This window comes from Luteococcus sp. H91 (assembly GCF_038433135.1).
Lineage (GTDB): Bacteria > Actinomycetota > Actinomycetes > Propionibacteriales > Propionibacteriaceae > Luteococcus.
Window position 1 is genome coordinate 22,081 of sequence record NZ_JBCDMV010000005.1, and the last position, 22,915, is coordinate 44,995.

Annotated in this window: 21 protein-coding genes; 7 read left to right on the top strand and 14 right to left on the bottom strand. The window is 67.7% G+C overall.

Annotated elements, in window-relative coordinates; all coding sequences use genetic code 11:
* Positions 1–5: 5 nt before the first annotated feature.
* Genes AAEX57_RS03880 through AAEX57_RS03890 form a run of 3 tightly spaced genes read left to right on the top strand, consistent with a single transcriptional unit; the run spans position 6 to position 2,380 of the window.
* Entirely contained in the window at positions 6–842 is an 837-nt protein-coding gene (locus AAEX57_RS03880; RefSeq protein ID WP_342091062.1) for an SURF1 family cytochrome oxidase biogenesis protein, read from the top strand.
* Positions 826–1,572: an SDR family oxidoreductase gene (locus tag AAEX57_RS03885; RefSeq protein WP_342091061.1), complete on the top strand. Its 747-nt coding sequence runs from the start codon at positions 826–828 to the stop codon at positions 1,570–1,572. The genes AAEX57_RS03880 and AAEX57_RS03885 overlap by 17 nt, the downstream gene beginning before the upstream one ends.
* Before the next feature lies 1 nt (position 1,573).
* Positions 1,574–2,380: a putative RNA methyltransferase gene (locus AAEX57_RS03890; protein ID WP_342091060.1), complete on the top strand. Its 807-nt coding sequence runs from the start codon at positions 1,574–1,576 to the stop codon at positions 2,378–2,380.
* Between the two features lie 4 nt (positions 2,381–2,384).
* Here AAEX57_RS03890 and AAEX57_RS03895 read toward each other — a convergent pair whose 3' ends face one another.
* The 3 genes from AAEX57_RS03895 to AAEX57_RS03905 form a co-directional block, all read right to left on the bottom strand.
* Positions 2,385–4,244 (bottom strand): ABC transporter ATP-binding protein, encoded by a 1,860-nt coding sequence (locus AAEX57_RS03895; protein WP_342091059.1) that lies wholly within the window; start codon positions 4,242–4,244, stop codon positions 2,385–2,387.
* A 33-nt stretch (positions 4,245–4,277) separates the two neighbouring features.
* Positions 4,278–5,015 (bottom strand): helix-turn-helix domain-containing protein, encoded by a 738-nt coding sequence (locus AAEX57_RS03900; protein WP_342091058.1) that lies wholly within the window; start codon positions 5,013–5,015, stop codon positions 4,278–4,280.
* Positions 5,016–5,134: 119 nt separating this feature from the next.
* Entirely contained in the window at positions 5,135–6,733 is a 1,599-nt protein-coding gene (locus tag AAEX57_RS03905) for an ABC-F family ATP-binding cassette domain-containing protein (RefSeq protein ID WP_342091057.1), read from the bottom strand.
* A gap of 204 nt (positions 6,734–6,937) precedes the next feature.
* Between AAEX57_RS03905 and thpR the strand changes: the two genes are divergently transcribed.
* Positions 6,938–7,537 carry an RNA 2',3'-cyclic phosphodiesterase gene (gene thpR / locus AAEX57_RS03910; protein WP_342091056.1) on the top strand — a complete coding sequence of 200 codons (600 nt, stop codon included), beginning with the start codon at positions 6,938–6,940 and terminating at the stop codon, positions 7,535–7,537.
* 107 nt (positions 7,538–7,644) lie between these two features.
* Here thpR and AAEX57_RS03915 read toward each other — a convergent pair whose 3' ends face one another.
* The 3 genes from AAEX57_RS03915 to AAEX57_RS03925 all read right to left on the bottom strand — a co-directional run bounded on the left by AAEX57_RS03915 (position 7,645) and on the right by AAEX57_RS03925 (position 11,719).
* Complete coding sequence (locus AAEX57_RS03915; RefSeq protein WP_342091055.1) at positions 7,645–8,766, bottom strand: substrate-binding domain-containing protein; 1,122 nt, start codon at positions 8,764–8,766, stop codon at positions 7,645–7,647.
* Between the two features lie 82 nt (positions 8,767–8,848).
* Positions 8,849–10,135, bottom strand: a complete 1,287-nt coding sequence (locus AAEX57_RS03920) for a sugar ABC transporter permease (protein WP_342091054.1) — start codon at positions 10,133–10,135, stop codon at positions 8,849–8,851.
* 21 nt (positions 10,136–10,156) lie between these two features.
* Positions 10,157–11,719, bottom strand: a complete 1,563-nt coding sequence (locus AAEX57_RS03925) for a sugar ABC transporter ATP-binding protein (RefSeq protein WP_342091053.1) — start codon at positions 11,717–11,719, stop codon at positions 10,157–10,159.
* A gap of 221 nt (positions 11,720–11,940) precedes the next feature.
* Between AAEX57_RS03925 and AAEX57_RS03930 the strand changes: the two genes are divergently transcribed.
* Both AAEX57_RS03930 and AAEX57_RS03935 read left to right on the top strand, forming a co-directional pair.
* Entirely contained in the window at positions 11,941–13,098 is a 1,158-nt protein-coding gene (locus AAEX57_RS03930) for an ROK family transcriptional regulator (RefSeq protein ID WP_342091052.1), read from the top strand.
* On the top strand, positions 13,098–13,850 hold the full coding sequence (locus AAEX57_RS03935) for an ATP-binding cassette domain-containing protein (protein WP_342091051.1): 753 nt from the start codon (positions 13,098–13,100) through the stop codon (positions 13,848–13,850). Before AAEX57_RS03930 ends, AAEX57_RS03935 begins: the two co-directional genes overlap by 1 nt.
* Positions 13,851–14,433: 583 nt before the next feature.
* On the opposite strand, the gene AAEX57_RS03940 is transcribed toward AAEX57_RS03935, so the two are convergent.
* The 8 genes from AAEX57_RS03940 to AAEX57_RS03975 all read right to left on the bottom strand — a co-directional run bounded on the left by AAEX57_RS03940 (position 14,434) and on the right by AAEX57_RS03975 (position 21,316).
* Positions 14,434–14,781, bottom strand: coding sequence for a metal-sulfur cluster assembly factor (locus AAEX57_RS03940; protein ID WP_342091088.1), 348 nt, complete (start codon positions 14,779–14,781; stop codon positions 14,434–14,436).
* A 94-nt stretch (positions 14,782–14,875) separates the two neighbouring features.
* Positions 14,876–15,349 (bottom strand): Fe-S cluster assembly sulfur transfer protein SufU, encoded by a 474-nt coding sequence (gene sufU / locus AAEX57_RS03945; protein ID WP_342091050.1) that lies wholly within the window; start codon positions 15,347–15,349, stop codon positions 14,876–14,878.
* Complete coding sequence (locus AAEX57_RS03950; protein ID WP_342091049.1) at positions 15,346–16,656, bottom strand: aminotransferase class V-fold PLP-dependent enzyme; 1,311 nt, start codon at positions 16,654–16,656, stop codon at positions 15,346–15,348. The genes sufU and AAEX57_RS03950 overlap by 4 nt, the downstream gene beginning before the upstream one ends.
* Before the next feature lie 89 nt (positions 16,657–16,745).
* The gene (gene sufC, locus AAEX57_RS03955) at positions 16,746–17,516 is read right to left on the bottom strand and encodes a Fe-S cluster assembly ATPase SufC (protein ID WP_342091048.1); all 771 of its coding nucleotides are present in this window, start codon (positions 17,514–17,516) and stop codon (positions 16,746–16,748) included.
* Position 17,517: 1 nt separating this feature from the next.
* On the bottom strand, positions 17,518–17,856 hold the full coding sequence (locus AAEX57_RS03960; protein ID WP_342091047.1) for a non-heme iron oxygenase ferredoxin subunit: 339 nt from the start codon (positions 17,854–17,856) through the stop codon (positions 17,518–17,520).
* Entirely contained in the window at positions 17,853–19,052 is a 1,200-nt protein-coding gene (gene sufD, locus AAEX57_RS03965) for a Fe-S cluster assembly protein SufD (protein WP_342091046.1), read from the bottom strand. Before sufD ends, AAEX57_RS03960 begins: the two co-directional genes overlap by 4 nt.
* A 69-nt stretch (positions 19,053–19,121) precedes the next feature.
* Entirely contained in the window at positions 19,122–20,570 is a 1,449-nt protein-coding gene (sufB, locus tag AAEX57_RS03970) for a Fe-S cluster assembly protein SufB (RefSeq protein WP_342091045.1), read from the bottom strand.
* Positions 20,567–21,316 carry a helix-turn-helix transcriptional regulator gene (locus AAEX57_RS03975; protein WP_342091044.1) on the bottom strand — a complete coding sequence of 250 codons (750 nt, stop codon included), beginning with the start codon at positions 21,314–21,316 and terminating at the stop codon, positions 20,567–20,569. The genes sufB and AAEX57_RS03975 overlap by 4 nt, the downstream gene beginning before the upstream one ends.
* Before the next feature lie 254 nt (positions 21,317–21,570).
* On the opposite strand from AAEX57_RS03975, the gene AAEX57_RS03980 reads away from it, so the two are divergent.
* Positions 21,571–22,854: a sugar ABC transporter substrate-binding protein gene (locus tag AAEX57_RS03980; RefSeq protein ID WP_342091043.1), complete on the top strand. Its 1,284-nt coding sequence runs from the start codon at positions 21,571–21,573 to the stop codon at positions 22,852–22,854.
* The last annotated feature ends 61 nt before the right edge of the window (positions 22,855–22,915 follow it).

Genomic DNA, 22,915 nt, shown 5'->3' on the forward strand with positions numbered 1-22,915 from the left:
ACGGCGTGAAGAAGCTGTGGCTACGTTGGATTGCGCTGGTGGTCTTCGTCGTGCTGCTCGGGGCCCTGTTCATCCGGCTCGGCGAGTGGCAGATGCACCGGCTGGACTGGCGACGGGGGAACAATGCCCGGATCGTCGCCTACCAGCAGCAGCCGGTGAAACCGTACCGGGAGGTCTTCACCCACCCGATCACCGACAACGACCAGTGGCAGCGGGTCACCGCCACCGGCACCTTCGACGCCAAGAACCAGATCCAGGCGATGTACCGCAACCAGGACAAGCAGGCGGGCAGCGAGGTGATCACCCCGCTGCGCACCACCGAGGGTGACTGGCTGCTGGTGGACCGGGGCTTCATCCCCCGGGAACAGGGCGGCAAGGAGGTCGCCGTGCTGCCCGCTCCCCCGGTGGGGACCGTCACCGTCACTGGCTATGTGCGTCGCAGCGAACACGGCAAGGACGTGGCGATCACCCCTCAGGACAAGATGGTGCGGCTGGTCAACGCCCCCAAGATCGGCGAGGCGCTCAACCGTGAGGTGCTGGACGGCTACGTCGGTCTGACCGAGATCACCCCCGCCCAGAGCGGCAACCTCAAGCCGATGACCACGCCGGAACTGACCGAGGGACCGCACCTGTCCTATGCCATCCAGTGGTTCTGCTTCACCGCAATCGCCGTCGCTGGCGCGGGCGTGCTGATCCGGGCGGATCTGCGGGATCGCAAGAAGGCCCAGACCCGCAAGGAACGCAAGGCCCAGGCCGCCCGGGCAGCCACTGCCGGGAGCGCGCCCGAGAACACCGACCGCTTCAACGAGACTCTGGAGGACAGCGATGCAGCTCGGTCTTGAGAACAAGGTCTTCGTGGTGACCGCCGCCAGCTCCGGGCTGGGGCTGGCCACCGCGCGTGAACTGGTGGCCGAGGGCGCCAAGGTGGTGCTGGTGGCCCGCCGCGCCGAGGTGCTCGACGATCTGGCCGGTGAGCTGGGCGCCGCGACGCTGGCCGCGGACCTGGCCGAGGCCGAGACCCCGCAGCGTGCGGTGGACCTGGCCATGGAACGCTTCGGCCGGGTGGACGGGGCGATGGTCAGTGTCGGCGGGCCGCCCAAGGGCAGCGTGCTGGGCACCACCGACGAGCAGTGGACGCAGGCCTTCGCGTCGGTCTTCCTGCCCGCGCTGCGCACTGCCCGCGCCGTCTTCGGCGCCAACCCGGCCGCGACGATGGGCTTCGTGCTCTCCACCTCCGCCAAGGCCCCGCTGCCCCAGATGGCCCCCAGCAATGGCCTGCGGCCCGGGCTGGGCATGCTGATCAAGCAGCTGGCCGACGAGGTTGGCCCCGACGGAGGGCGCGCCTTCGGGCTGATGCCCGGCCTGGTGGCCACGGACCGGCTGACCTACCTGTACTCGCAGACCGCCGATCCGGCCGCCGCGCGCGCCGCCGATGAGCGCAACATCCCGCTGCGTCGCCTGGGTGAGCCGGAGCAGTTCGGCAAGGTGGCGTGTTTCCTGCTCTCCGATGCTGCCGGCTACGTCTCCGGTAGCGTGCTGGCCGTCGACGGCGGCGCGCTGCGCACCATTTGACGTGGCCATTGATCCAGTGTTGGGCCTGTTGGCCTGCCCCAGGTGCCGCCAGCCCCTGACCCGGGACGGCGGCAGCCTGACCTGCCGCCAAGGGCACCGTTACGACATCGCCAAGCAGGGGCATGTCAACCTGCTGGGCCGTGCCGCCCCGGCCAATGCGGACACCGCGGAGATGGTGGCCGCCCGGGCGCGTTTCCTGGGTGCCGGGCACTACCGGCCGATCGTCGACGCGCTGGTCAACCGGGTGCGTTCTGCGCGACGCGTGGTGGAGGCAGGCGCCGGCACCGGGCACTACCTGGCCGGGGTGCTGGACGCCCGGCCCGACGCGGTGGGGCTGGCCACCGACATCTCCGGTTTCGCCTGCCGCAGGGCGGCCAAGGCGCACGACCGGATGGGCGCCGTGGTCGCCGACACCTGGGCCGGATTGCCGGTCCGCTGCGGCGTCGCCGACGTGCTGCTGTGCTGCTTCGCGCCCCGCAACCCGGCCGAGTTCGCCCGGATCACCGCCCCCGGTGGGTTGTTGCTGGTGGTCACCCCCAATGAGGGGCACCTGGCCCAGGCTCGGGAATCACTGGGCCTGTTGGGGATCCAGGACGACAAGCTGGCCAAGCTGAACCGCTCCCTGTCCGGCGCCTTCGAGCCGGTGTGGTCCCAGCGGATCCGCTGGACCATGCAGCTGGATGCCGACGCCCTCACCGACCTGGTGCAGATGGGCCCCAATGCCTTCCACGAGCACGACGACGTCGGTGCGGGCCTGGACGTCGACGCCGACGTGCAGCTCAGCGTCTTTCGTCGCCCCGGGATGTGACGGTTCACTCGAACTGGGAGTGGTAAAGCTCCGCGTAGGGGCCATTGGCCGCGAGCAGTTCGGCGTGGGTGCCGCGCTCGACGATCCGGCCGGCCTCCAGCACCAGGATCTGGTCAGCGGCGCGCACCGTCGACAGCCGGTGGGCGATCACCACGGACGTCCGGTCCGCCATCGCCGCATCCAGGGCCCGCTGCACCGCCACCTCGGACTCGCTGTCCAGATGGGCGGTGGCCTCGTCCAGCACCACGATCGGCGGGGCCTTCAGCAGCAGCCGCGCAATCGCGAAGCGCTGCCGCTCGCCACCGGAGAGCCGGTAGCCGCGCTCCCCCACCATGGTGTCCAGGCCGTCGGGCAGCCGGTCCACCAGGCCGAGGATCTGGGCCGCGGCCAGGGCGTCGCGCATCTGCTGCTCGCTGGCGCCGGGCGCGCCGTAGGCCAGGTTGTTGCGGATGGTGTCGTGGAACATGTGCGCGTCCTGCGTGACATAGCCCACCATCTGCTGCAGGGATTCCTGGGTGAGTTCGCGGACGTCGTCGCCGCCGATCTTCACGCTGCCGTCGGTGACGTCGTAGAGCCGGGTCAGCAGGTTGGTGACGGTGGTCTTGCCCGCGCCCGACGGACCCACCAGCGCGACGGTCTGCCCGGGTGAGGCGTGGAAACTGACGTCGGTGAGCACCGGGGTGTTCTTGCTCTCGTGCCCCGGAGTGACCGGCTCCAGCGACGGCAGCGAGACCAGCTCCGGATCGGGATAGGTGAAGCCGACGTGCTCGAAGTCGATCGACGCCGTTCCTGACGCCCGACGGGCACCCGGCGCGTCGCTGATCAGGGGCTTCAGGTCCAGCACCTCGAAGACCCGCTCGAAGCTGACCAGCGCACTCATCACGTCGATCCGCACATTGGTGAGCTGCACCAGCGGCCCGTAGAGCCGGGCCAGCAGGCCGGCCAGGGCGGTCAGGGTGCCGACGGTGAGCGAACCCTTGATCGCCATCCAACCGCCCGCGCCGTAGACCAGCGCGGTGGCCAGCGCCGCCACCAGGCCCATGGCGGTCATGAACAGCCGCCCCACCATGGCGATGGTGACGCCATTGCCGCGCAACTCCGCGGCCTTGGTGGCAAACAGGTCGTGCTCCTGCTGCGGCCGTCCGAAGAGCTTGACCAGCAGCGCACCGGAGACGGTGAAACGCTCGGTCATCATCGCGGAGAGATCACCGTTGAGCTGCATCGAATCCCGGGTGAGGCTGGCCAGCCGCCCGCCGACGATCCGGGCCGGGATCAGGAAGACCGGCAGCAGCACCAGCGAGGCCAGGGTCAGCTGCCAGCTCAGCGAGATCATCGCGGCCAGCACCAGCACCAGCGAGATCGCATTGCTCAGCACGCTGGACAAGGTGGTGGTGAAGGCCCGCTGCGCCCCCAGCACGTCGGACTGCAGACGGCTGACCAACTTACCGGTGTGGGTGCGGCTGAAGAAGGCCAGCGGCATGGAACTGACGTGGTCGAAGACCTGGGTGCGCAGGTCGTAGATCAACCCCTCGCCGATCCGGGCCGAGCACCAGCGCTGCAGGATGCTCAGCGCGGCCTCCGCCACGGCCAGCGCCGCGACGATCCCGGCCATCTTCAGTACCAGGCCGGCGTCGCCCTTCAGCACACCGTCGTCGACGATGGTCTTGAACAGCAGCGGTGGCACCACCCCGGCGACGGCGCTGAGCACCACGCTCACCAGAAAGATCAGCAACAGCCCTTGGTAGGGCTTGCCGTAACCAATCACCCGGCGGACCGTGCCGGGTGCAAGATCATGGTTCTTGACCTCGGGGTCCTTCTTCAGGCTCCCCATCATTCGGCCGCCAGGGCCACCCATTCCGCTCATCGTGGCCCCCAATCCGTCGAAGTGCCCAGTTGGCTACTTCGACTTGTTCTTCTTCTTGGACTTCTTGTCCTTGTCCTTCTTGGTCTTGTCCTTGGTCTTGCCCTTGCCCTTGGCTGTCTTCTCGGCCTCGACGGCCTTGTCGGCCTCGACGGGCTTCGCGGCCTTGTCGGCCTTGGCGGGCTTGGCCGCCTCGGCGGGCTGCTCGTCCTTGTCGATCTCGTCGGGCTTGGACGCCTTCTTGGGCTTGTCGTCCTTGCCCGGCTTGTCGTCGGACTTCGACTTCTTGACCTTGGTCGGCTTCGCCTCGGGCGCCTCGGGCGTCGCCTTCGCCTCCGCCACGACGGCTTCGGCCTTCTTGGCCTTTGCGGGCTTCTTCGGCTTCTCGACGGGCACCTCGGGCTGCTTCTCGGGCAGCGACTTCTCAACGTCGGCGGTGGGCTTTTTGTTCCCGCGCTTCTTCTCGGGCCTCGTGGCGCTCGAGCCCTGCTCGGTCTTGGCAGTGGGCTTCGACCCCGGCACCCCAGCGCTCCAGGCCACCCGGGCGCGCTGCTCGCCGGCGGCACCACGCGTCGGGCCGCCCCGGCCACGCAGGGTCACCCCGGCCTGCTTCAACATGCCCTGCACCCAGCCATAGGAGCGGCCAAGACTGGTCGCCATCGCCCGGATGGACTCGCCCTGGTGGTAGCGCTCCACCAGCTGCGCGGCGAGCTTCTCCCGGGCCTCCCCGGTGATCCGCACCCCGGGCGCCAGGGCGATCTGCTGCTGGTTCATGGCCATGAGCTTGGTCCCTTCCATCAGCCCGTCGTGATCATCGACGGGTGTTGACCAAGATCAAATCACACTGTGGGCCGCCCGGCGGGAACCACGCCGCCAGTCGGCATGACCCAGGATCAGGCCAGCGCCACGATGTCGGCGTAGTCCTGGCTCCACAGGTCCTCGTCGCCATCGGGCAGCAGCAGCACCCGGTCCGGGTCCAGCGCCTCCACGGCGCCGTGATCGTGCGTGACCAGCACGATCGCGCCGGTGTAGGTGGCAATCGCCGCCAGCACCTCCTCGCGACTGGCCGGATCCAGGTTGTTGGTGGGCTCGTCCAGCAGCAGCAGGTTGGCGGAGCTGACCACCAGCATGGCCAGCGCCAGCCGGGTCTTCTCCCCGCCGGAGAGCACCCGGGCGGGCTTCTCCACGTCGTCGCCGGTGAACAGGAAGGAACCCAGCACCTTGCGGCATTCGGTGGCGTTCATGTTGGGCGCGCTGGCCACCATGTTGTCCAGCACGGAGGCGGACAGGTCGATCAGGTCGTGCTCCTGCGCGAAGTAGCCGATCTTGAGGCCATGCCCGGGGATCAGCCGGCCGGTGTCGGACTCCTCCACCCCGGCCAGGATCCGCAGCATGGTGGTCTTGCCGGCGCCATTCAGCCCCAGGATGACCACCTTGGAGCCCTTGTCGATCGCAAGATCAACACCGGTGAAGACCTCCAACGAGCCGTAGGACTTGCTCAGCCCCTCGGCCATCAGCGGCACCTTGCCCACCGGAGCGGGCTCAGGGAAGCGGATCCGGGCCACCTTGTCCGCGTCGCGCTCGGCCTCCAGCCCCCCCAGCATCCGTTCGGCGCGGCGTTGCATGTTGTGCGCCGCGGCGGCCTTGGTGGCCTTGGCACCCAGCTTGTCGGCCTGCAACATCAACTGGGCGGCCTTCTTCTCGGCATTGGCCCGCTCCCGGCGGCGACGCTTCTCGTCGGTCTCGCGCTGCTTGAGGTAGAGCTTCCAGCCCATCGAGTACAGGTCCATCTCCGCCCGGTTGGCGTCCAGGTGGAAGACCTTGTTGACGGTTGCGTCCAGCAGGCCGGTGTCGTGGCTGATCATCATCAGCGCGCCGGGATAGGTCTTGAGGAAGTCCCGAAGCCAGGTGATCGAGTCGGCGTCCAGGTGGTTGGTGGGCTCGTCCAACAGCAGGGTGTCGGCGCCGCTGAACAGGATCCGGGCCAGTTCGATCCGGCGTCGCTGACCGCCGGAGAGGTTCTGCAGCGGCTCGGCCAGCACCCGGTCGGGCAGGCTCAGGTTGGCGGCAATCCGGTGGGCCTCGCTCTCCGCGCCGTAGCCACCTGCGGCAATGAACTGCGCCTCGGCCTTGGAATAGGCGCTCATCGCCGCCTCCCGCTCGGCGCCCTTGGCGGTGCTCATCTTCTCTTCCAGGTCACGCATCTTGACGATCACCCGGTCGAGCCCACGGGCGGAGAGAATCCGGTCCCGGGCCAGCACGTGGAGGTCACCGTCGCGCGGGTCCTGCGGCAGGTAGCCCAGCTGGCCGGTCCGGGTCACCTGACCGGCGGCGGGCATCCCCTCCCCCGCCAGGATCCGGGTGAGGGTGGTCTTGCCGGCGCCATTGCGCCCCACCAGACCGATCCGGTCGCCAGGGATCACCTGGAAGGAGATGGGGGACAACAACAGGCGGGCTCCGGCCCGCACCTCAAGATCTTTGACCTGCAGCACCCGGCGATTCTCCCAGTTGCGCCCCCGCAAGTCGAAGCGCGGCCAGCTGGCACTCAGCCGGCCCCTTCCCGGGCCACACGGCCGCAGGCGCTGCACAAGATGGCAACCTTTTGTCAATTGGAACGTGCAAAAGATTTTCTGTGTCAGCTGGGCTGCCAATTTGAGCGGCAATGCTGGCCCAACCGGGTGTGGCAGGGTGGGGACATGTCGAACAGTCCCAGCCACCGATTGTTCACCGCCGTCCTGCCGCCGCGGGAGATCATCGCGGAACTAGACGACGCCCTGGAGCTCCCCCGCAGCCTCAGCGGCCCGGCGGTGCGCTGGAGCCCGCTGGAGAACTGGCACGTCACGCTGCTGTTCACCCCGACGCTGGCCGACGACGCGCTCGATGACTATGCCGCCGCTCTGGCCGGTGTGGCCGCCCAGTCCGCGCCCTTCCCGTTGGCCGTCAGTGGTGGCGGGGCCTTCCCCCGGCTGGCTGCGGCCCGGCACCTGGTTGCCCTGCTGGATGACCCCGACGAAGGACTGCCCGCCCTGGCCGCGGGATGCCGACGAGTGGCCGGCCCGCTGGGGATCGGCTTCGAGCACCGCCCCTACCAGCCGCACCTCACCCTGGCCCGGCTGAACCGCCCCGCCGACCAGAGCGCCAGTGAGCCTTGGCTTTCCCGGCTGACCACCAGCAGCTGGTGGGCGGATCGGCTGGCGCTGGTGGAATCAGTGCAGGGGCCCCGCAACCACAGCCAGTACGCGGTGGTGGAGAGCTGGCAGCTCACCGGCCGCCCCCAGCAGCGGCCCGCCGGGTGACCGGTGGTCAGTAGCTGGCACCCGCCCCCCGAACAGCGGCGATCGCCGGCACCCCCCGAGGGCACCGGCGATCGCACAGATCAGGTGAAGACCAGATCGGGCCTGGCTCAGCCCAGCAGCTTCAGGCGAGCCGGGTCGTTGGCGAAGGCCTCCTTGGCATTGTCCTTGGTCACCACGACGGGATCCAGCGAGAAGACCGGCACATCAACCTTGCCGTTGTTGGTCTTCTCGGTGGGCTCGGGCAGCGCCTCACCCTTCTGCATCGCCTGGATCAGCTCGACGGTCTTGGCGACCAGCTTGTCCGTGGGCTTGTAGACGGTGGAGTACTGCGTGCCCTTGGCCACCAGGGTGACCGACTCGTTCTCGGCATCCAGCCCGGTGATCACCGGGACGCTCTGGCCAGCCTGCTTGCAGGAGGTGAGGATGGCTCGGGCGATGCCGTCATTGGGCGACAGCACGCCGTCGATCTTCTTGCCGGAGTAGTTGCCGGACAGCAGCGAGTCCATCCGCGACTGGGCCTTGCCGTTGTCCCAGTCGGTGGTGGCGCACTGGGTGAACTGGGTCTGGCCTGAGACCACGACGAGGGTCTTGTCGTCAATCTTGGGCTGCAGCACCTTCATGGCGCCCTTGAAGAAGTTGGGGGCATTCGGGTCGGCCGGGCCGCCGCCGAAGAGCTCGATGTTGTAGGGGCCCTCGCCCTTGATCTTCTTCAGGCCGTCCAGCAGGGCCTGGCCCTGCAGTTCGCCGGTACGGACAGAGCCGAACTGGATCACGCCGTCGATGGCGTCGGTGTTCTCGATCAGCCGGTCGTAGCCGAGCACCTTGACGCCCGCGTCGTGGGCCTTGGTGAGCACGGTGCCCAGCTGCTTGCCGTCGATCGGGCCGACGACGATCACCTTGGCGCCCTGCTGGATCATGGTCTCGATCTGGGACTGCTGCTGCGGCATCTTGTTGTCCGCAGCCTGGACGACCACCTTGAAGCCGGCCTTGCCCAGCTGCTCCTTGAACATGTCCTGGGCCTCCTTCCAGTTCTGGGTGCCCAGCCAGGGAAGCGAGATGCCGATGGTGGCGTCCTGGGCGAAGCCGGCACCGGAACCACCGGAGCTGCCGGTTGCGGCGCTGGACTTGTCGCCGGAGGCGCCGTCGCGGCCTCCGCCACAGGCGCTGAGACCAACCAGTGCGGTCATGCCGGCGGCAGTGCCGAGCAGCGACCTACGAGTGACCTTCATGGGATTTCCTTTCGTGGTGCCGAGATTCCTCGACGGTGGTGTGCCGGGCTGCATTGCCCGGCTCGCGGGGTGGTTCGGTTCTTCACTTGGCCGGGTTGGCCTGCAGGGCTGGGGTCTCGGGATCAGCCTCGACGGGTGCCGCGGGCACCGGCTTGTCCTCGGTGATCTTGTTCCCGCCGGTCAGCCGGCCGATGATCGACGGGCGTCCCTGCTGCTTGTTGTAGACATCGAAGGCGACGGCGCCCAGCAGCACCAGGCCCTTGATCACCTGGGTGCGGTCCTGGCCGACGCCCAGCAGGCTCAGCCCGGAGTTCAGCACGGCCATCACCAGGCCGCCGATCATGGAACCCAGAACGGTGCCGATGCCGCCGCTGACCGCCGCGCCTCCGATGAAGACGGCCGCGATGGCGTCGAGCTCCCAGTTCATCCCGTCCTGCGGGCCACCCGCCGTGGAACGGCCCAGGTAGAGGATGCCCGCCAGCGCGGCCAGGAAGCTCATGTTGAGCATCACCAGGAAGTAGGTGCGCTGCACATTCACGCCGCTCAGCCCGGCGGCCGCCTTGTTGCCGCCCACCGCGTAGACGTGTCGGCCGAAGCGGGTGCGCTCGGTGATCACGTGGTAGATGATCACCAGGATCAGCAGGATCACGCCGGGCACGGGGAAGGAGGTGCCGGAACGGCCGCTGGCGAAGATCCAGGTGAGGTAGCCGATCACGGCGGTGATCAGGGCGATCCGGACGACGGTGGCCCACAGCGGCGCCTCTCCCCCGCGTCGGGTCACCTGACGGCTGCGGTTGAACTCCTTCACGGCAAACCAGATGATGCCCAGGATGCCGAGCAGCAGGGTGGAGTTGTTCATCCCGGTGAAGCCGGGGCCCCATTCGGGCAGGTAGCCGGCGCCGAAGAATTCCAGCTCCGCGGGGGCGGCGACGGAGATCGAGCCGGACATCCAGATCACGGCGCCACGGAAGATCATCATGCCGGCCAGGGTGGTGATGAAGCCGGGGATGCCCACCTTCGCCAGCCAGAAGCCGTGCCAGGCGCCGATCAGGATGCCCATCCCCATGCCGGCCAGCACGGCCGACCACCAGGGCCAACCGTGATTGGTGGCCATCATGGAGCAGAACATGCCGACGAAACCGGCGACCGAACCGACGGACAGGTCGATCTGGCCGATCACGATCACCATCACCATGCCGATCGCCAGGATCAGCACGTAGGCATTGCCGGTGATCAGGTTCTGCATGTTGGAGGGGGTCAGCATCCGCCCGCCGGACTTGATCTCGAAGAAGATCGCCAGCACCACCATCGCGAGGATCATGGTGTACTGCTGCAGGTTGTTGCCGAGGACTTGCTTGACGGCTTTCATTGGGTGGCTCCCTTGCCTGGTTCAAATGGTGGCCGGGGCTGCCGGCTGGGTGGAGGTGGTGGTCATCCGACGCATCAGGGTCTCCTGGTCCGCGTCGGCGGCATCGAGGCAACCGGTGATCCGGCCCTCGCAGATGGTGTAGATCCGGTCACTGACGCCGAGCAACTCGGGCAGCTCGGAGCTGATCATGATCACGGCCTTGCCCTCGTCGGCGAGCTTGTGGATCAGCTTGTAGATCTCGTACTTGGCGCCGACGTCGATGCCGCGGGTGGGCTCGTCCAGGATCAGCACCTTGGGTTGCGGGTACATCCACTTGGCCAGCACGGCCTTCTGCTGGTTCCCGCCGGAGAGGGTGGCCACCCCGACGTCGGTGGTGTGGGTCTTGATCCGCAATTCCTCGCGGTAGCTGTTGGCCACCTCCGACTCCTTGCGCAGGTCCAGCAGCCGGTGCTTGAGGATCGCCTTGAGGTTGGCGGAGGTGATGGTGGTCTTGATGGAGTCCAGCAGGTTCAGCCCCAGAGTCTTGCGATCCTCGGTGACATAGGCAATGCCCAGGTCGATCGCCTGCTGCACGGTCTTCGGGGCCACGCTCCGGCCGTCCAGGATCATCTCCCCACCACGGTAGATGCCGTAGCTGCGGCCGAAAAGGCTGCGGGCCAGCTCGGTGCGGCCGGCGCCCATCAGCCCGGCGAAGCCGACGATCTCCCCCGCCCGCACATCGAAAGAGGCGTGCTTGGTGACCAGCCGGCCGGGCACGTCCGGGTGTTCGACGGTCCAGTCCTTGACCTCCAGCAGCACCTCCCCCGGGGCGGAGACATGTTCCGGGTAGCGGTTCTCGATCGAGCGGCCGACCATCGCCTTGATGATCCGGTCCTCGTCCACCTGCCCGGCCACCACGTCATAGGTCTCGACGGTGCGGCCATCGCGGATCACGGTGACGGCGTCGCTGATCGCGGCGATCTCATTGAGCTTGTGACTGATCATGATCTGGGTGATGCCCTTGGCCTTCAGCCCCCGCATCAGGTCCAGTAGATTGGCCGAGTCGTCCTCGTTCAGCGCGCTGGTGGGCTCGTCCAGGATCAGCAGCTTCACATTCTTGGACAGCGCCTTGGCGATCTCCACCAGTTGCTGCTGACCGACGCCGAGCCGCTTGATCGGGGTGTCGGGGTCGATGCTCAGCCCGACGCGGGCCAGCAGGTCCATAGCCCTGAGGCGGGCCTGTTCCCAGTCGATCAGGCCATGCGAGGTCACCTCGTCACCCAGGAAGATGTTCTCGGTCACCGAGAGTTCCGGGATCAGCGCCAGCTCCTGATGGATGATCACGATCCCCTGGTTCTCGGAGTCCTTGATCTTGCCGAAGCTCATCTCCTTGCCCTCGAAGATGATCTGGCCGTCGTAGCTCCCGTGCGGGTGCACGCCGGAGAGCACCTTCATCAGCGTGGACTTCCCGGCGCCGTTCTCTCCGCAGATGGAGTGGATGTCCGCGCGACGGACATTCATGGTCACCCCGTCGAGCGCGCGCACGCCGGGGAAGGTCTTGGTGATGTTGCGCATCTGCAGGATGCTGTGTGCCTCGTCGGCCATCGCTTGTCTCCTTTGACTCGCCTCCAATGGCGCCACAGCGCAGCTCGGAGTGAATTCAAGGTAAATCCAGCCACGCTTTGTCGTCAAGAGTTGAACTCAATTGAGCCGAAACTGTGACCCTCCGCACCAATTGAGCGATCCCTTGACTTTTGCTCCTGAACCGAAGATGGTCGATCGTAGACTTCGGACACGACGACCAGCGGCGACAGGAGGTGACCACCGTGGCCTCCCCCGGGTCCCAGACCTCCCTGCGCGAGGCCAACAGCAACCGGATCCTGGACGCGGTCCGCACCTTCGGCGCCATCACCCAGGTGGAGCTTGCCGCCGCCACCGGCCTCTCGGCCGCCACCGTTTCCAACATCGTCAAACAGCTCGAAACGGACGGGCAGCTGACCACCAGCGCCACCACCCGCTCCGGCCGCCGGGCACAGCAGGTCAGCCTGGCCCGCACCTCCGCGCTTGCCTTCGGCGTGCACATCGGCCCGCGAGCGCTTCACGCCTACCTGGCCGACGCCTCGCACACAGTGCAACAGGCCCGCCACCTCCCCTTGCCCCATGATCATCGCTATGACACGACGCTGGACCGGGTGGCCCTGCTGGTCGGTGAGGCGGCCGAGGAGGTGGGCGCCAGCCTGGATGACGTCACCGGGATCGGTGTCGCCCTGCCCGCAGACCTCTCGCCCGTGGTCTCGGGCCGCTCGCTGACCGGCTGGGAGGACGTCGACGTCGCCGAGACCCTCTCTCGACGACTCGACCGGCCCGTCCTGCTGGCCCGTCAGGCTGACGCGGCGGCAGTGGCCGAGTACCGCTTCGGTGCGCTGCGCGGTGCAGAGGTGGGGCTCTATGTGCGGGTCGGGGAGAGCGTGGAGGCCTGCCTGCTGCTGGACGGACGCCCCCACCGCGGCCGCTCCGCGTCGGTGGGTGCACTCGGGCACGTCCAGGTGGACGGTACCGGCGCGATCTGCCGCTGCGGGGCGCGGGGCTGCCTGAGCACAGTGGTCTCCCCCGCCGCGATGGCCGACCTGTTGCGCCTCAGCCACGGACCCCTTGGCCTGAGACAGATCATCCAGGCCGCCAACCGGGGCGATGCCGGCTGTCGGCATGTGGTGATGGACGGCGCGGCCGTGCTGGGCCAGGTGATTGCCAACACCGCCACCGTGCTGGGGCCGGACCTTATCGTGCTGGGCGGTGAACTGGCCGAGGTGGGTGACCTGCTGCTGGATCCGATCCGCGACGCCCTGCGCTCCCGCCCCCTGCTCGGCGAGCCAGATCAGTTGCTGGTGGAGGCCCAGCTGGGGCGCGGGGCCGAGGCGGTGGGCGTCGCCGCCCTGGCCCACGACGAGACATCACCCGTTGCCGCAAGCGGAAGGAGCTCCTGATGGGCACCGAGGCGCCGCTGCTCAGCCTGCGTCGGATCGGCAAGACCTTCGGCGGGGTGCAAGCCGCCGTCGACGTGGATCTGGAGGTGCGTCGCGGTGAGGTGGTGGCGCTGGTGGGTGACAATGCCGCCGGCAAGTCCACCATCGCCCGGATCATCGGCGGCGTGCAGCAGCCGAGCGCGGGTGAGATCTGGTTCGACGGGGAATCGGTGAGCATCGCCTCGCCCCGCGCCGCGACGGTGATGGGAATCGCCTCGGTCTTCCAGGAATCGTCGCTGGTGGAGAACCTGGACGTGGTGGACAACGTCTTCCTTGGCCAGGAACTGCGTGGTCGCTTCGGGCTGCTGGACCACGCACGCATGAGGGATGAGGCCCGACGCCATCTGGGTACGGTGAACGCCCGGATCCCGGACACCGCGGTGCCGCTGCGCGAGCTCTCGGCCGGGCAGCGGCAGTGCGTCGCCATTGCCCGCACCCTGGTCAGTGACCCGTCGCTGGTGGTGCTGGACGAACCCACCGCCTCGCTGTCGGTGGGACAGACCGCGGAGGTGCTCAGCTACCTGGACGAGCTGCGCAACCAGGGCCTGGGCGTGATCCTGATCAGCCACAACCTGACCGACGTCCGGGCGGTGGCCGACCGGATCGAGGTGCTGCGGCACGGCCGCAACAACGGCAGCTTCCTGGCCGACGAGTCCAGCTATGAGCAGGTGCTGGCCGCGATCACCGGGGCAACCCACCTGCACCGCCGTTGACCACCACCTGAAATGGTGTGGTGCCTGCCCGCCGGATCGACGAGAATTCTTGTGGTGGTTGACAACGCGGGCGCTCCCGGAGTCACGCTCGCGGCTCGCCATCCGCGTCGCGAGCCCCCACTCGCCGACGCAAAGGCCAGCGGCGGTCAGCTCCTCCGGGGAGGAACCTGACCGCCGCTGGTCTGCGCGAGGCAGGCCTCGACAGGCTCGGCCACCGTGGCCAGGCCCCTGCCCCAGGCACTGAAAGCCTCAGCTGCTACGCGACCACGATCCCCGAGCCCGTCGAGGGGCCTCTGACAAAAGGTCCACCTTGGAGCGAGAGCACATCGCGGCGATTGTCTGCCCAGCAATGGCGCGGCAAATTCATCGCCGGAGGCCCTCAGACCATCGCCGCGATGCCACCGAAGCTTGCTTCGGTGGGCCGAGCGTAGCGAGGCACCTCAAGAGAATCGCGCGAGCGGAGCGAGCTCAACCCACGAGCAATGAGCGCAGGCGAAGCCGAAGCGAATTCGTGCGCCGCGCGAGCGGAGCGAGCTCAACCCACCGGTAACGAGCGAAGGCGAAGCCGCAGCGAGTCGGTGTGTCAGACGTTGAACCCGATGCTGCGCAGCTGCTCGCGACCGTCGTCGGTGATCATCTCCAGCGACCACGGCGGCAGCCAGACCCAGTTGATCGTCGCGGTCTCCACCAGGCCCTCGAGCGCGGCCTGGGTGTCGTACTCGATCCGGTCGGTGAGCGGGCAGGTGGGGCTGGTGAGCGTCATGTCGATGGTGGCGTTGTTGCCCTCGTCGACGTGCACGCCGTAGACCAGACCAAGATCAACCACGTTGACCATCAGCTCGGGGTCGACCACGTCGCGCATGGCCTCCTCGACGTCCTCGACGCTGGCGACGGGCTTGGCGTCGCCGGTGGGCAGCTCGTCCTTGACCAGGTCGCTCGGGCGGCTCACGGGCTGGGCGGCCTCGTCGGCCGCGGCCCGTTCTGCCGCCGCGTCGGCATTCAGCGGTTCATTGGGGTAGGACACCTCAGTGCTCCTGATTCGTTGTGGGAGTGGGGTTCTGGGCGCCCGACTGGGCGCGCAGGATGGCGTCGCGCACGGCAGACCAGCCGAGCATGGCGCACTTGACGCGGGCGGGGAACTGGCTGACACCGACGAAGGCGATGCCGTCCTCCAACCGGTCCTCGTCGGGTTCGGCCTTGCCCTGGCTCTGCATCATCTCCAGGAATTCGTCGTGCAGCTTCAGGGCGTCGGTGACGTCCCGGTCGATCAGCAGTTCGCTCATCACGCTGGTGGACGCCTGGGAGATGGAGCAGCCCTCGCCGTGGTAGCTGACGTCGGCGATGCTGTCGCCGTCCAGCTGCACACGCAGGGTGAGTTCGTCGCCGCAGGACGGGTTGACGTGGTGCACCTCGGACTGGAAGGGCTCCCGCAGACCGGAGTTCAGCTTCTCCCGGTAGTGGTCCAGGATGATCTCCTGGTACATGCTCTCAACGCTCACTGGTTCTCCTTGCGGGTACGGCGACGACGGATCCGGCTGCCGGTGCTGCCTGCGAACTTTCCGGCAAAGAAGTCCCGGGTCCACTCCAGGGCCTCGGCCAGGGTCTCCACCTCGGCGGTGGTGGTGTACAGGTAACCCGAGGCCCGCACCGACGACTGGATGCCGAGCCGGTCGTGCAGCGGCCGAGCGCAGTGGTGGCCGCCGCGAATGGCGACCCCCCGTGAATCCAGCATCTGCATGATGTCGTGCGGGTGCACCCCATCGAGGGTGAAGGCGACCGCTCCGCCACGCTCGACATTCTGGGTGGGGCCCAGGATCCGCAGCCCGTCGATGCCCTGCAACCGCTGCAGCAGCTGGCCGGTGATCAGCTCCTCGTGGGCCTGGATCGTGTCCATCCCGATGCCGGAGACATAGTCCAGCGCCGCACCCAGCCCGACGGCCTGGACGATCGGCGGGGTGCCGGCCTCGAAACGGTGGGGCGGCGCGGCGAAGGTGGAGCCGGTCATCTTGACCACCTCGATCATCTCACCGCCGCCCAGGAAGGGCGGCAGTTCGACGAGCAGTTCGGAGCGTCCCCAGAGCACGCCGATGCCGGTGGGTCCACAGATCTTGTGGCCGGTGAAGGCCAGCAGGTCGCAGCCCAGCTCGACGACGTCGGTGGGTCGCTGCGGCACTCCCTGGGAGCCGTCCACCACCATCACAGCGCCGACGGCGTGCGCCAGTTCGCTGATCTTGCGGATCGGGTTGACGGTGCCCAGCACATTGCTGATCCAGGTCAACGAGACGATCTTGGTGCGCTCGTTGATCAACCCGTCGCGCTCGGCGGTCTCAAGATCAAGTCGTCCCTCGTCGGTGACGTCGAACCAGCGCAGGACCGCACCGGTGCGCTCGCAGACCAGCTGCCAGGGCACGATGTTGGAGTGGTGCTCCATCACGGAGACCACCACCTCATCCCCGGGCTTGAGCCGGTCACCCAGGGTGTTGGCGGCCAGGTTGAGCGCCTCCGACGCGTTCTTGGTGAAGATCACCTCGTCGGGCCCGGCGGCACCGATGAAGCCCGCGATCGTGCCGCGCGCGCCCTCGAAGGCCTCGGTGGCCTCCGCACCCAGCAGGTGCATGGCGCGGGCCACATTGGCATTGTGCTGCAGGTAGTGCTCGGCGATGGCGTCGACCACCTGGCGCGGCTTCTGCGAGGTGTTGGCGCTGTCCAGGTAGACCAGCGGGTACTCCCCCGCCGTGCGAGAGAGGATCGGGAAGTCGGCCCGGATGGCGTCCACGTCGAGACCGGGATGGGTCTGTCCAGTCATGGTGCTCCTTGCCTGACAGTGATGGCTGCCAATTGCGGGCGCCGCCGACGCGGGGTGCGTCAGCGGCGCCCTGGGGATTGTTGCCCGGCTCAGGCGTTGGCCTCGGCGGACGCCTGGATGTACTTCTCGTAGCCATTGGCCTCCAGCTCCTCGGCCAGCTCCTTGCCACCCTCGGCGGCCACCCGGCCGTCGACGAAGACGTGCACGTGGGTGGGGTTCACGTAGCGCAGGATGCGGGAGTAGTGGGTGATCAGCAGCACGCCGCGGTCGCCCTGCTCGCTGAACCGGTTGACGCCTTCGCTGACCACGCGCAGCGCGTCGATGTCCAGGCCGGAGTCGGTCTCGTCCAGGATGGCCATCTTCGGGTTGAGCAGCTCCAGCTGGGCAATCTCGTGACGCTTCTTCTCGCCACCGGAGAAGCCCTCGTTCACCGAGCGGGCGCTGAACTCCTTGTCCAGCTGCATCTTCTCCAGCGCGGAGTTCACGTCCTTGACCCAGGTGCGCACCTTGGGGGCCTGACCGTCCAGCGCGGTCTTGGCGGTGCGCAGGAAGTTGGCGACGCTGACACCCGGCACCTCGACGGGGTACTGCATGGCCAGGAAGAGGCCGGCGCGGGCGCGCTCGTCGACGGTCATCTCGGTCAGGTCCTGACCGTCCAGCAGCACCTTGCCGGAGGTGATGGTGTACTTCGGGTGGCCGGCGATCGAGTAGGCCAGGGTGGACTTGCCGGAACCGTTGGGGCCCATGATGGCGTGCACCTCGCCATCCTTGATGGTCAGGTTGACGCCCTTGAGGATCGGCTTGGGACCGGTCTCGGTCTCCACGTCCACGTGCAGGTCGATGATTTCCAGCTTCGACATCTCAGTTCTCCAAAGTTTCTGTGATCTTGATCGGGTTGTCCAGGTCGACGAGCACGCGTCCGTCGGTGATCTTGGTCGGGTAGACCGGCACCGGCTCGGTGGCCGGCAGGTGCAGGGGCTGGCCGGTGCGCAGGCTGAAGCCGGCATTGTGCCGCCAGCACTCGATGCTGTCGCCCTCCACCTCGCCCTCGCTCAGTTTGATCTTGGCGTGCGAGCATTCGTCGAAGATCGCGAAGATCTCCTCGCCGGAGCGCACCAGCGCCACGTCGACGTCACCCAGGCTGACGGCCAACGGCTCGGAGCCCAGGTCCTCCAGCGCGCAGGCGTCGACGTAGCTCACGGGGCCACCTCTTCGGCGACGAAGGCCAGCTCCTTCTCCACGGCCTCCATCAGCCGGTCCTCGACGGCGGGCACGCCGATCCGGCGCACAATGTCGACAAAGAAACCATGCACCACCAGGCGACGGGCCTCCGGCTCCGGAATGCCGCGGCTCATCAGGTAGAAGAGCTGGTTGTCGTCGAAACGGCCGGTGGTCGACGAGTGACCGGCACCGGCGATCTCGCCGGTCTCGATCTCCAGGTTGGGCACGCTGTCGGCCTTGCAGCCGTCGGTGAGCACCAGGTTCTTGTTGGCCTCGTAGGTCTCGATGTCCTCGGCCACCTTGCGGATCAGCACGTCGCCGATCCACACCGAGTGTGCACCCTGGCCCTGCAGGCAACCGCGGTAGTCCACATTGGACTTGGTCTTGGGGGCATTGTGGTCGACGAAGATCCGGTGCTGGATGTGCTGCCCGCCGTCGACGAAGTACAGCCCGTACTGCTCCAGCTCACCGCCGGGGCCGGCATAGCGCACGTCCTCCTGCAGCCGGATCACGTCGCCGCCCAGGCTGGCGGTGGCCAGCTTGACCTGTGCGTCGCGGCCCACCAGCACGGAACGCTGGCCACCGTGCACGGCGTCGTCGTCCCAGTCCTGCAGGGTGACCAGCACCAGTTGCGCGCCGTCACCGACGCGGATGTCCATCTTCTCCGCGAAGGTGCCCTTGCCCAGGTAGTGCACGATCACGGTGGCCCTGGCGAAGGCGCCGACGGTGATCACCGTGTGCTCACTGACGTCACCGCCCACGCCGGTGCCGGTCAGCATGATCGGCTCGGCCACCTCGGTCTCGGCCGGGATGTCCAGCCGAGCCGCGTAGGAGGCGTTCTGGGCGGCCAGCGCCGAGACCCGGTCCAGCGGGGCCTCGACTGCCAGCTCGCGGGCCTCGGCCGGGCTGATCGGCTCCAGGGTGACCCCGGCGGGCAGCTCGGGCTTGGTCCAGTCCAGGTTGTCGCTGGTCTGGCCACCGGTCAGCAGCGGGGCCAGACGCTTCATGGGGGTGAAGCGCCAGATCTCCTCCCGGCCGGACGGCTCGGGATGATCGGCCAGATCCCAGGACGGGGTGGGGTGCAGGTGCGAGGCGACCGTCTCGAGCTGGATGGTCGAGCCCTGGCCAGCAGGCTCGGTCGCGCCGGCTGCGGCGGGTGCGGTGTCCGTTGACAACGTCGTTTCTTCTTTCGGTGGAAGGTGAGAAGTGAAGGTGAGACCTCGACGGGCTCGGTCGGCGGATGATCAGCCGACCGCGCCCTCCATCTGCAGCTCGATCAACCGGTTCAGCTCCAGGGCGTACTCCATCGGCAGCTCGCGGGCGATCGGCTCGACGAAGCCGCGCACGATCATCGCCATCGCCTCGTCCTCCTCCAGCCCGCGCTGCATCAGGTAGAAGAGCTGGTCGTCGGAGACCTTGGAGACCGTGGCCTCGTGTGCCATCGAGACGTCGTCGGTCCGCACGTCGACGTAGGGGTAGGTGTCGGAGCGGCTGATCTGGTCCACCAGCAGCGCGTCGCACTTCACGCTCGACGCGGAGTGGTGCGCCCCCTCCTGAACCTCCACCAGACCGCGGTAGGAGGAGCGGCCGCCGCCACGGGCAACCGACTTGGAGATGATCGAGCTGGAGGTGTTGGGCGCGCAGTGCACCATCTTGGAGCCGGCGTCCTGGTGCTGGCCCTCGCCGGCGAAGGCGATGCTCAAGGTCTCACCCTTGGCGTGCTCGCCCATCAGGTAGACCGCCGGGTACTTCATGGTGACCTTGGAGCCGATGTTGCCATCGATCCACTCCATGGTGGCGCCCTCCTCGCAGGCGGCGCGCTTGGTCACCAGGTTGTACACATTGTTGGACCAGTTCTGGATGGTGGTGTAGCGCACCCGCGCGTTCTTCTTCACGATGATCTCCACCACGGCGGAGTGCAGCGAGTCCGACGAGTAGATCGGGGCGGTGCAACCCTCGACGTAGTGCACATAGGAGCCCTCGTCGGCGATGATCAGGGTGCGCTCGAACTGGCCCATGTTCTCGGTGTTGATCCGGAAGTAGGCCTGCAGCGGGATCTCGACGTGCACACCCTTGGGGACGTAGATGAACGAGCCGCCCGACCAGACGGCCGAGTTCAGCGCGGAGAACTTGTTGTCACCGACGGGGATGACGGTGGCGAAGTACTCCTGGAAGAGCTCCGGGTACTCCTTCAGGGCGGTGTCGGTGTCCAGGAAGACGACGCCCTGGCGCTCCAGCTCCTCGTTGATCTTGTGGTAGACCACCTCGGACTCGTACTGGGCGGCGACGCCGGCCACCAGGCGGGCCTTCTCGGCCTCCGGGATGCCCAGCTTGTCGTAGGTGTTCTTGATGTCCTCGGGCAGGTCATCCCAGGTCTGGGCCTGCTTCTCGGTGGAGCGGACGAAGTACTTGATGTTCTCGAAGTCGATGCCGTCCAGATCGGCACCCCAGGTGGGCATCGGCTTGCGCTCGAAGAGCTTGAGGCCCTTCAGGCGCAGATCCAGCATCCACTGGGGCTCGCTCTTCAGCTCCGAGATGTTGGCCACCACGGCCTCACTCAGGCCACGCTTGGCGATCTGGCCGGCTGCGTCGGAGTCGTGCCAGCCGAAGCGGTAGTTGCCCAGCGCATCCAGGTGCTCGTCCTGACTGGCGCCGGTACCGGGCACCATCGGCTTGTTGTCTACCTGAGTCATGTCAGTGGGCCTTTCGATCGGTTGCTTGCGTCGTGTGGTTCGTGGGTGGTGAGTGACTCGACGGGGACCAGCGGAATATTCGTCGTACAGATCCCGTCGCCGTGGGCGATGGTGGCCAGTCGTTGGACGTGGCTGCCGAGTAGGCGGCTGAACAGCGCGGTCTCGGCCTCGCACAGCTGCGGGAATTCCTCGGCGACGTGCGCCACCGGGCAGTGGTGCTGGCAGAGCTGCTCGCCCAGGGTGGCGGGCTTGACGCTGGCCACGTAGCCGTCGGTGTTGAGCGCCTGGGCCAGCACCTCGGCGGCGGTGGCTTCCGGCTGCTCGATGCGGATCCGGTGGAAGGCGGCCTCGACATCGGCCACCCGCTGCTCGGCGAGGGCGCTGATCGCGGACGGGCCCACCGCGCGCACCAGCTGGCGCAGCGCGGCGATCGCCAGCTCGTCGTAGGCCTGGTAGAAGGTGGACCGGCCGGAATCGGTGAGGGCGAAGACCTTGGCGGGGCGGCCGCGGCCGCGGGCGCCGTAGACCCGCTGCTCGCGGGGTTCGATGTGTCCCTGCTCGGTGAGCACGGTCAGGTGGCGACGGATGGCGGCCGGCGTCAGGTTGAGCCGCTCCCCCAGTTCCGCCGCGGTGCTGGCGCCGTGTTCCAGGATGGATCGCGCCACCCGCTCGCGGGTGGAGGCGTCCTCATCGGCGTCGACGAGCCCCGGCTGCGCGGGGCGCACGGTTGCTTCGTCAGATTTCACAACGTCATGCTTACCTAATTGAGTGACGGCTTTCAAGAAAGCCTGTCCTAAGTTGCGGCACGCACCCGCCGCACTCCCCGGTTCAGCCGATTCACAGCACGACTCCAAACACTGAGCCTTGCCCTTTCAACTAGGGGTGGGATGATGGTTTCCCATCGGGCGGCGAAGCTGTCTCCCGCTGGAAAACTGACTGTGTGTGTAGTGGTCGGGCAATGGGTGCCCGACCCCGCGTGCGCGATAGAAAGGCAACACTCATGAGCTACTCCCTCGGCCGTCGCGGCTTCCTGGGCCTGGCCGGTCTGGCAGTGGGCGCCTCGGCGCTGACCGCTTGTGGCGACAAGTCCACCACCACCCCCGCCGCCAGCAACAGCGCCAGCGGCGGCTCCAGCGCTCCCGCCGCGGGCGCCGGCACCATCACGGTTTGGACCGACTCCAACCGCGAGCCGGTGCTGAAGCCCGTCGCCGCCAAGTTCAAGGCCGACACGGGTGTCACCGTGAAGTTCGTGGTGAAGGACTTCGCCAAGCTGGCCGACGACTTCGTCACCCAGGTGCCCACCGGCAAGGGCCCCGACGCCTCGATCATGCCGCATGATGCCACCGGGCGCCTGGTGCAGAACGGCGTGGTTGCCCCCGTGGAACTCGGCGACGCCAGCGCCTTCGAGGACGTTGCGGTGCAGGCCTTCACCTACGACGGCCAGGTCTACGGCGTGCCGTATTCCACCGAGTCGGTCGCGATCCTGCGCAATACCGAGCTGGCCCCGGAGAAGACGCCGGACACCTTCGACGCCATGATCGAGGCGGGCAAGAAGGTCGTCGCCAGCGGCAAGGCCAAGTACCCCTTCCTGGTGGGCCTGGATCCGAAGACGGCCGACGCCTTCCACCTGTACCCCTTCCAGACCTCCTTCGGCGCCCCGGTCTTCGAGCTGGGCGACAAGGGCTTCGACGCCTCCAAGCTCGCCATGGGTGGGGAGAAGGGCGCCAAGTTCGCCGCCTGGCTGGCCGCCCAGGGCAAGGCCGGAATCCTGAATCTGAACGTCACCCAGGACATCTCCAAGGCCCAGTTCTTTGCCGGCAAGACCCCCTACCTGCTGACCGGCCCGTGGAACCTGGCCGACGCCAAGAAGGCCGGCATCAAGTACGCCATCGACCCGATCCCGAAGGCCGGCGACCAGGATGCCCAGGCCTTCGTGACCGTGCAGGGCTTCGTGATGTCCGCCAAGACCCAGAACTCGGTGGCCGTCAACAAGTTCCTCGTCGAGTATGTCGGCTCGGAAGAGGTGCAGACCGAGCTCTACAAGGCCGGCCTGCGTGCCCCGGCCAACAAGGCCGCCTACGAGGCGGCCAAGGCGGACAAGGACGTGGCCGACTTCGGCGCGGTCAGCGCCAAGGGCGTCCCGATGCCCAACATCCCTGCGATGAGCGGCGTGTGGACCGACTGGGGCACGGCCCAGGCCCAGATCGTTGGCCAGAAGGCTGCCGATCCGGCCAAGACCTGGGAGACCATGGTCACCACCCTGAACGGCAAGATCAAGAAGTGATCTGACTCCGTGACCACAACGCGGTAGCGATGTGATGGCCCCGGGGTGGTGTCACCCCGGG

Coding starts and splice junctions, on each gene's coding strand:
- AAEX57_RS03885 (WP_342091061.1), top strand. CDS start 826: ATGCAGCTCGGTCTTGAGAACAAGGTCTTCGTGGTGACCGCCGCCAGC.
- AAEX57_RS03895 (WP_342091059.1), bottom strand. CDS start 4,244: ATGAGCGGAATGGGTGGCCCTGGCGGCCGAATGATGGGGAGCCTGAAG.
- AAEX57_RS03900 (WP_342091058.1), bottom strand. CDS start 5,015: ATGAACCAGCAGCAGATCGCCCTGGCGCCCGGGGTGCGGATCACCGGG.
- thpR (WP_342091056.1), top strand. CDS start 6,938: ATGTCGAACAGTCCCAGCCACCGATTGTTCACCGCCGTCCTGCCGCCG.
- AAEX57_RS03915 (WP_342091055.1), bottom strand. CDS start 8,766: ATGAAGGTCACTCGTAGGTCGCTGCTCGGCACTGCCGCCGGCATGACC.
- AAEX57_RS03920 (WP_342091054.1), bottom strand. CDS start 10,135: ATGAAAGCCGTCAAGCAAGTCCTCGGCAACAACCTGCAGCAGTACACC.
- AAEX57_RS03925 (WP_342091053.1), bottom strand. CDS start 11,719: ATGGCCGACGAGGCACACAGCATCCTGCAGATGCGCAACATCACCAAG.
- AAEX57_RS03935 (WP_342091051.1), top strand. CDS start 13,098: ATGGGCACCGAGGCGCCGCTGCTCAGCCTGCGTCGGATCGGCAAGACC.
- AAEX57_RS03950 (WP_342091049.1), bottom strand. CDS start 16,656: ATGACTGGACAGACCCATCCCGGTCTCGACGTGGACGCCATCCGGGCC.
- sufC (WP_342091048.1), bottom strand. CDS start 17,516: ATGTCGAAGCTGGAAATCATCGACCTGCACGTGGACGTGGAGACCGAG.
- sufB (WP_342091045.1), bottom strand. CDS start 20,570: ATGACTCAGGTAGACAACAAGCCGATGGTGCCCGGTACCGGCGCCAGT.
- AAEX57_RS03980 (WP_342091043.1), top strand. CDS start 21,571: ATGAGCTACTCCCTCGGCCGTCGCGGCTTCCTGGGCCTGGCCGGTCTG.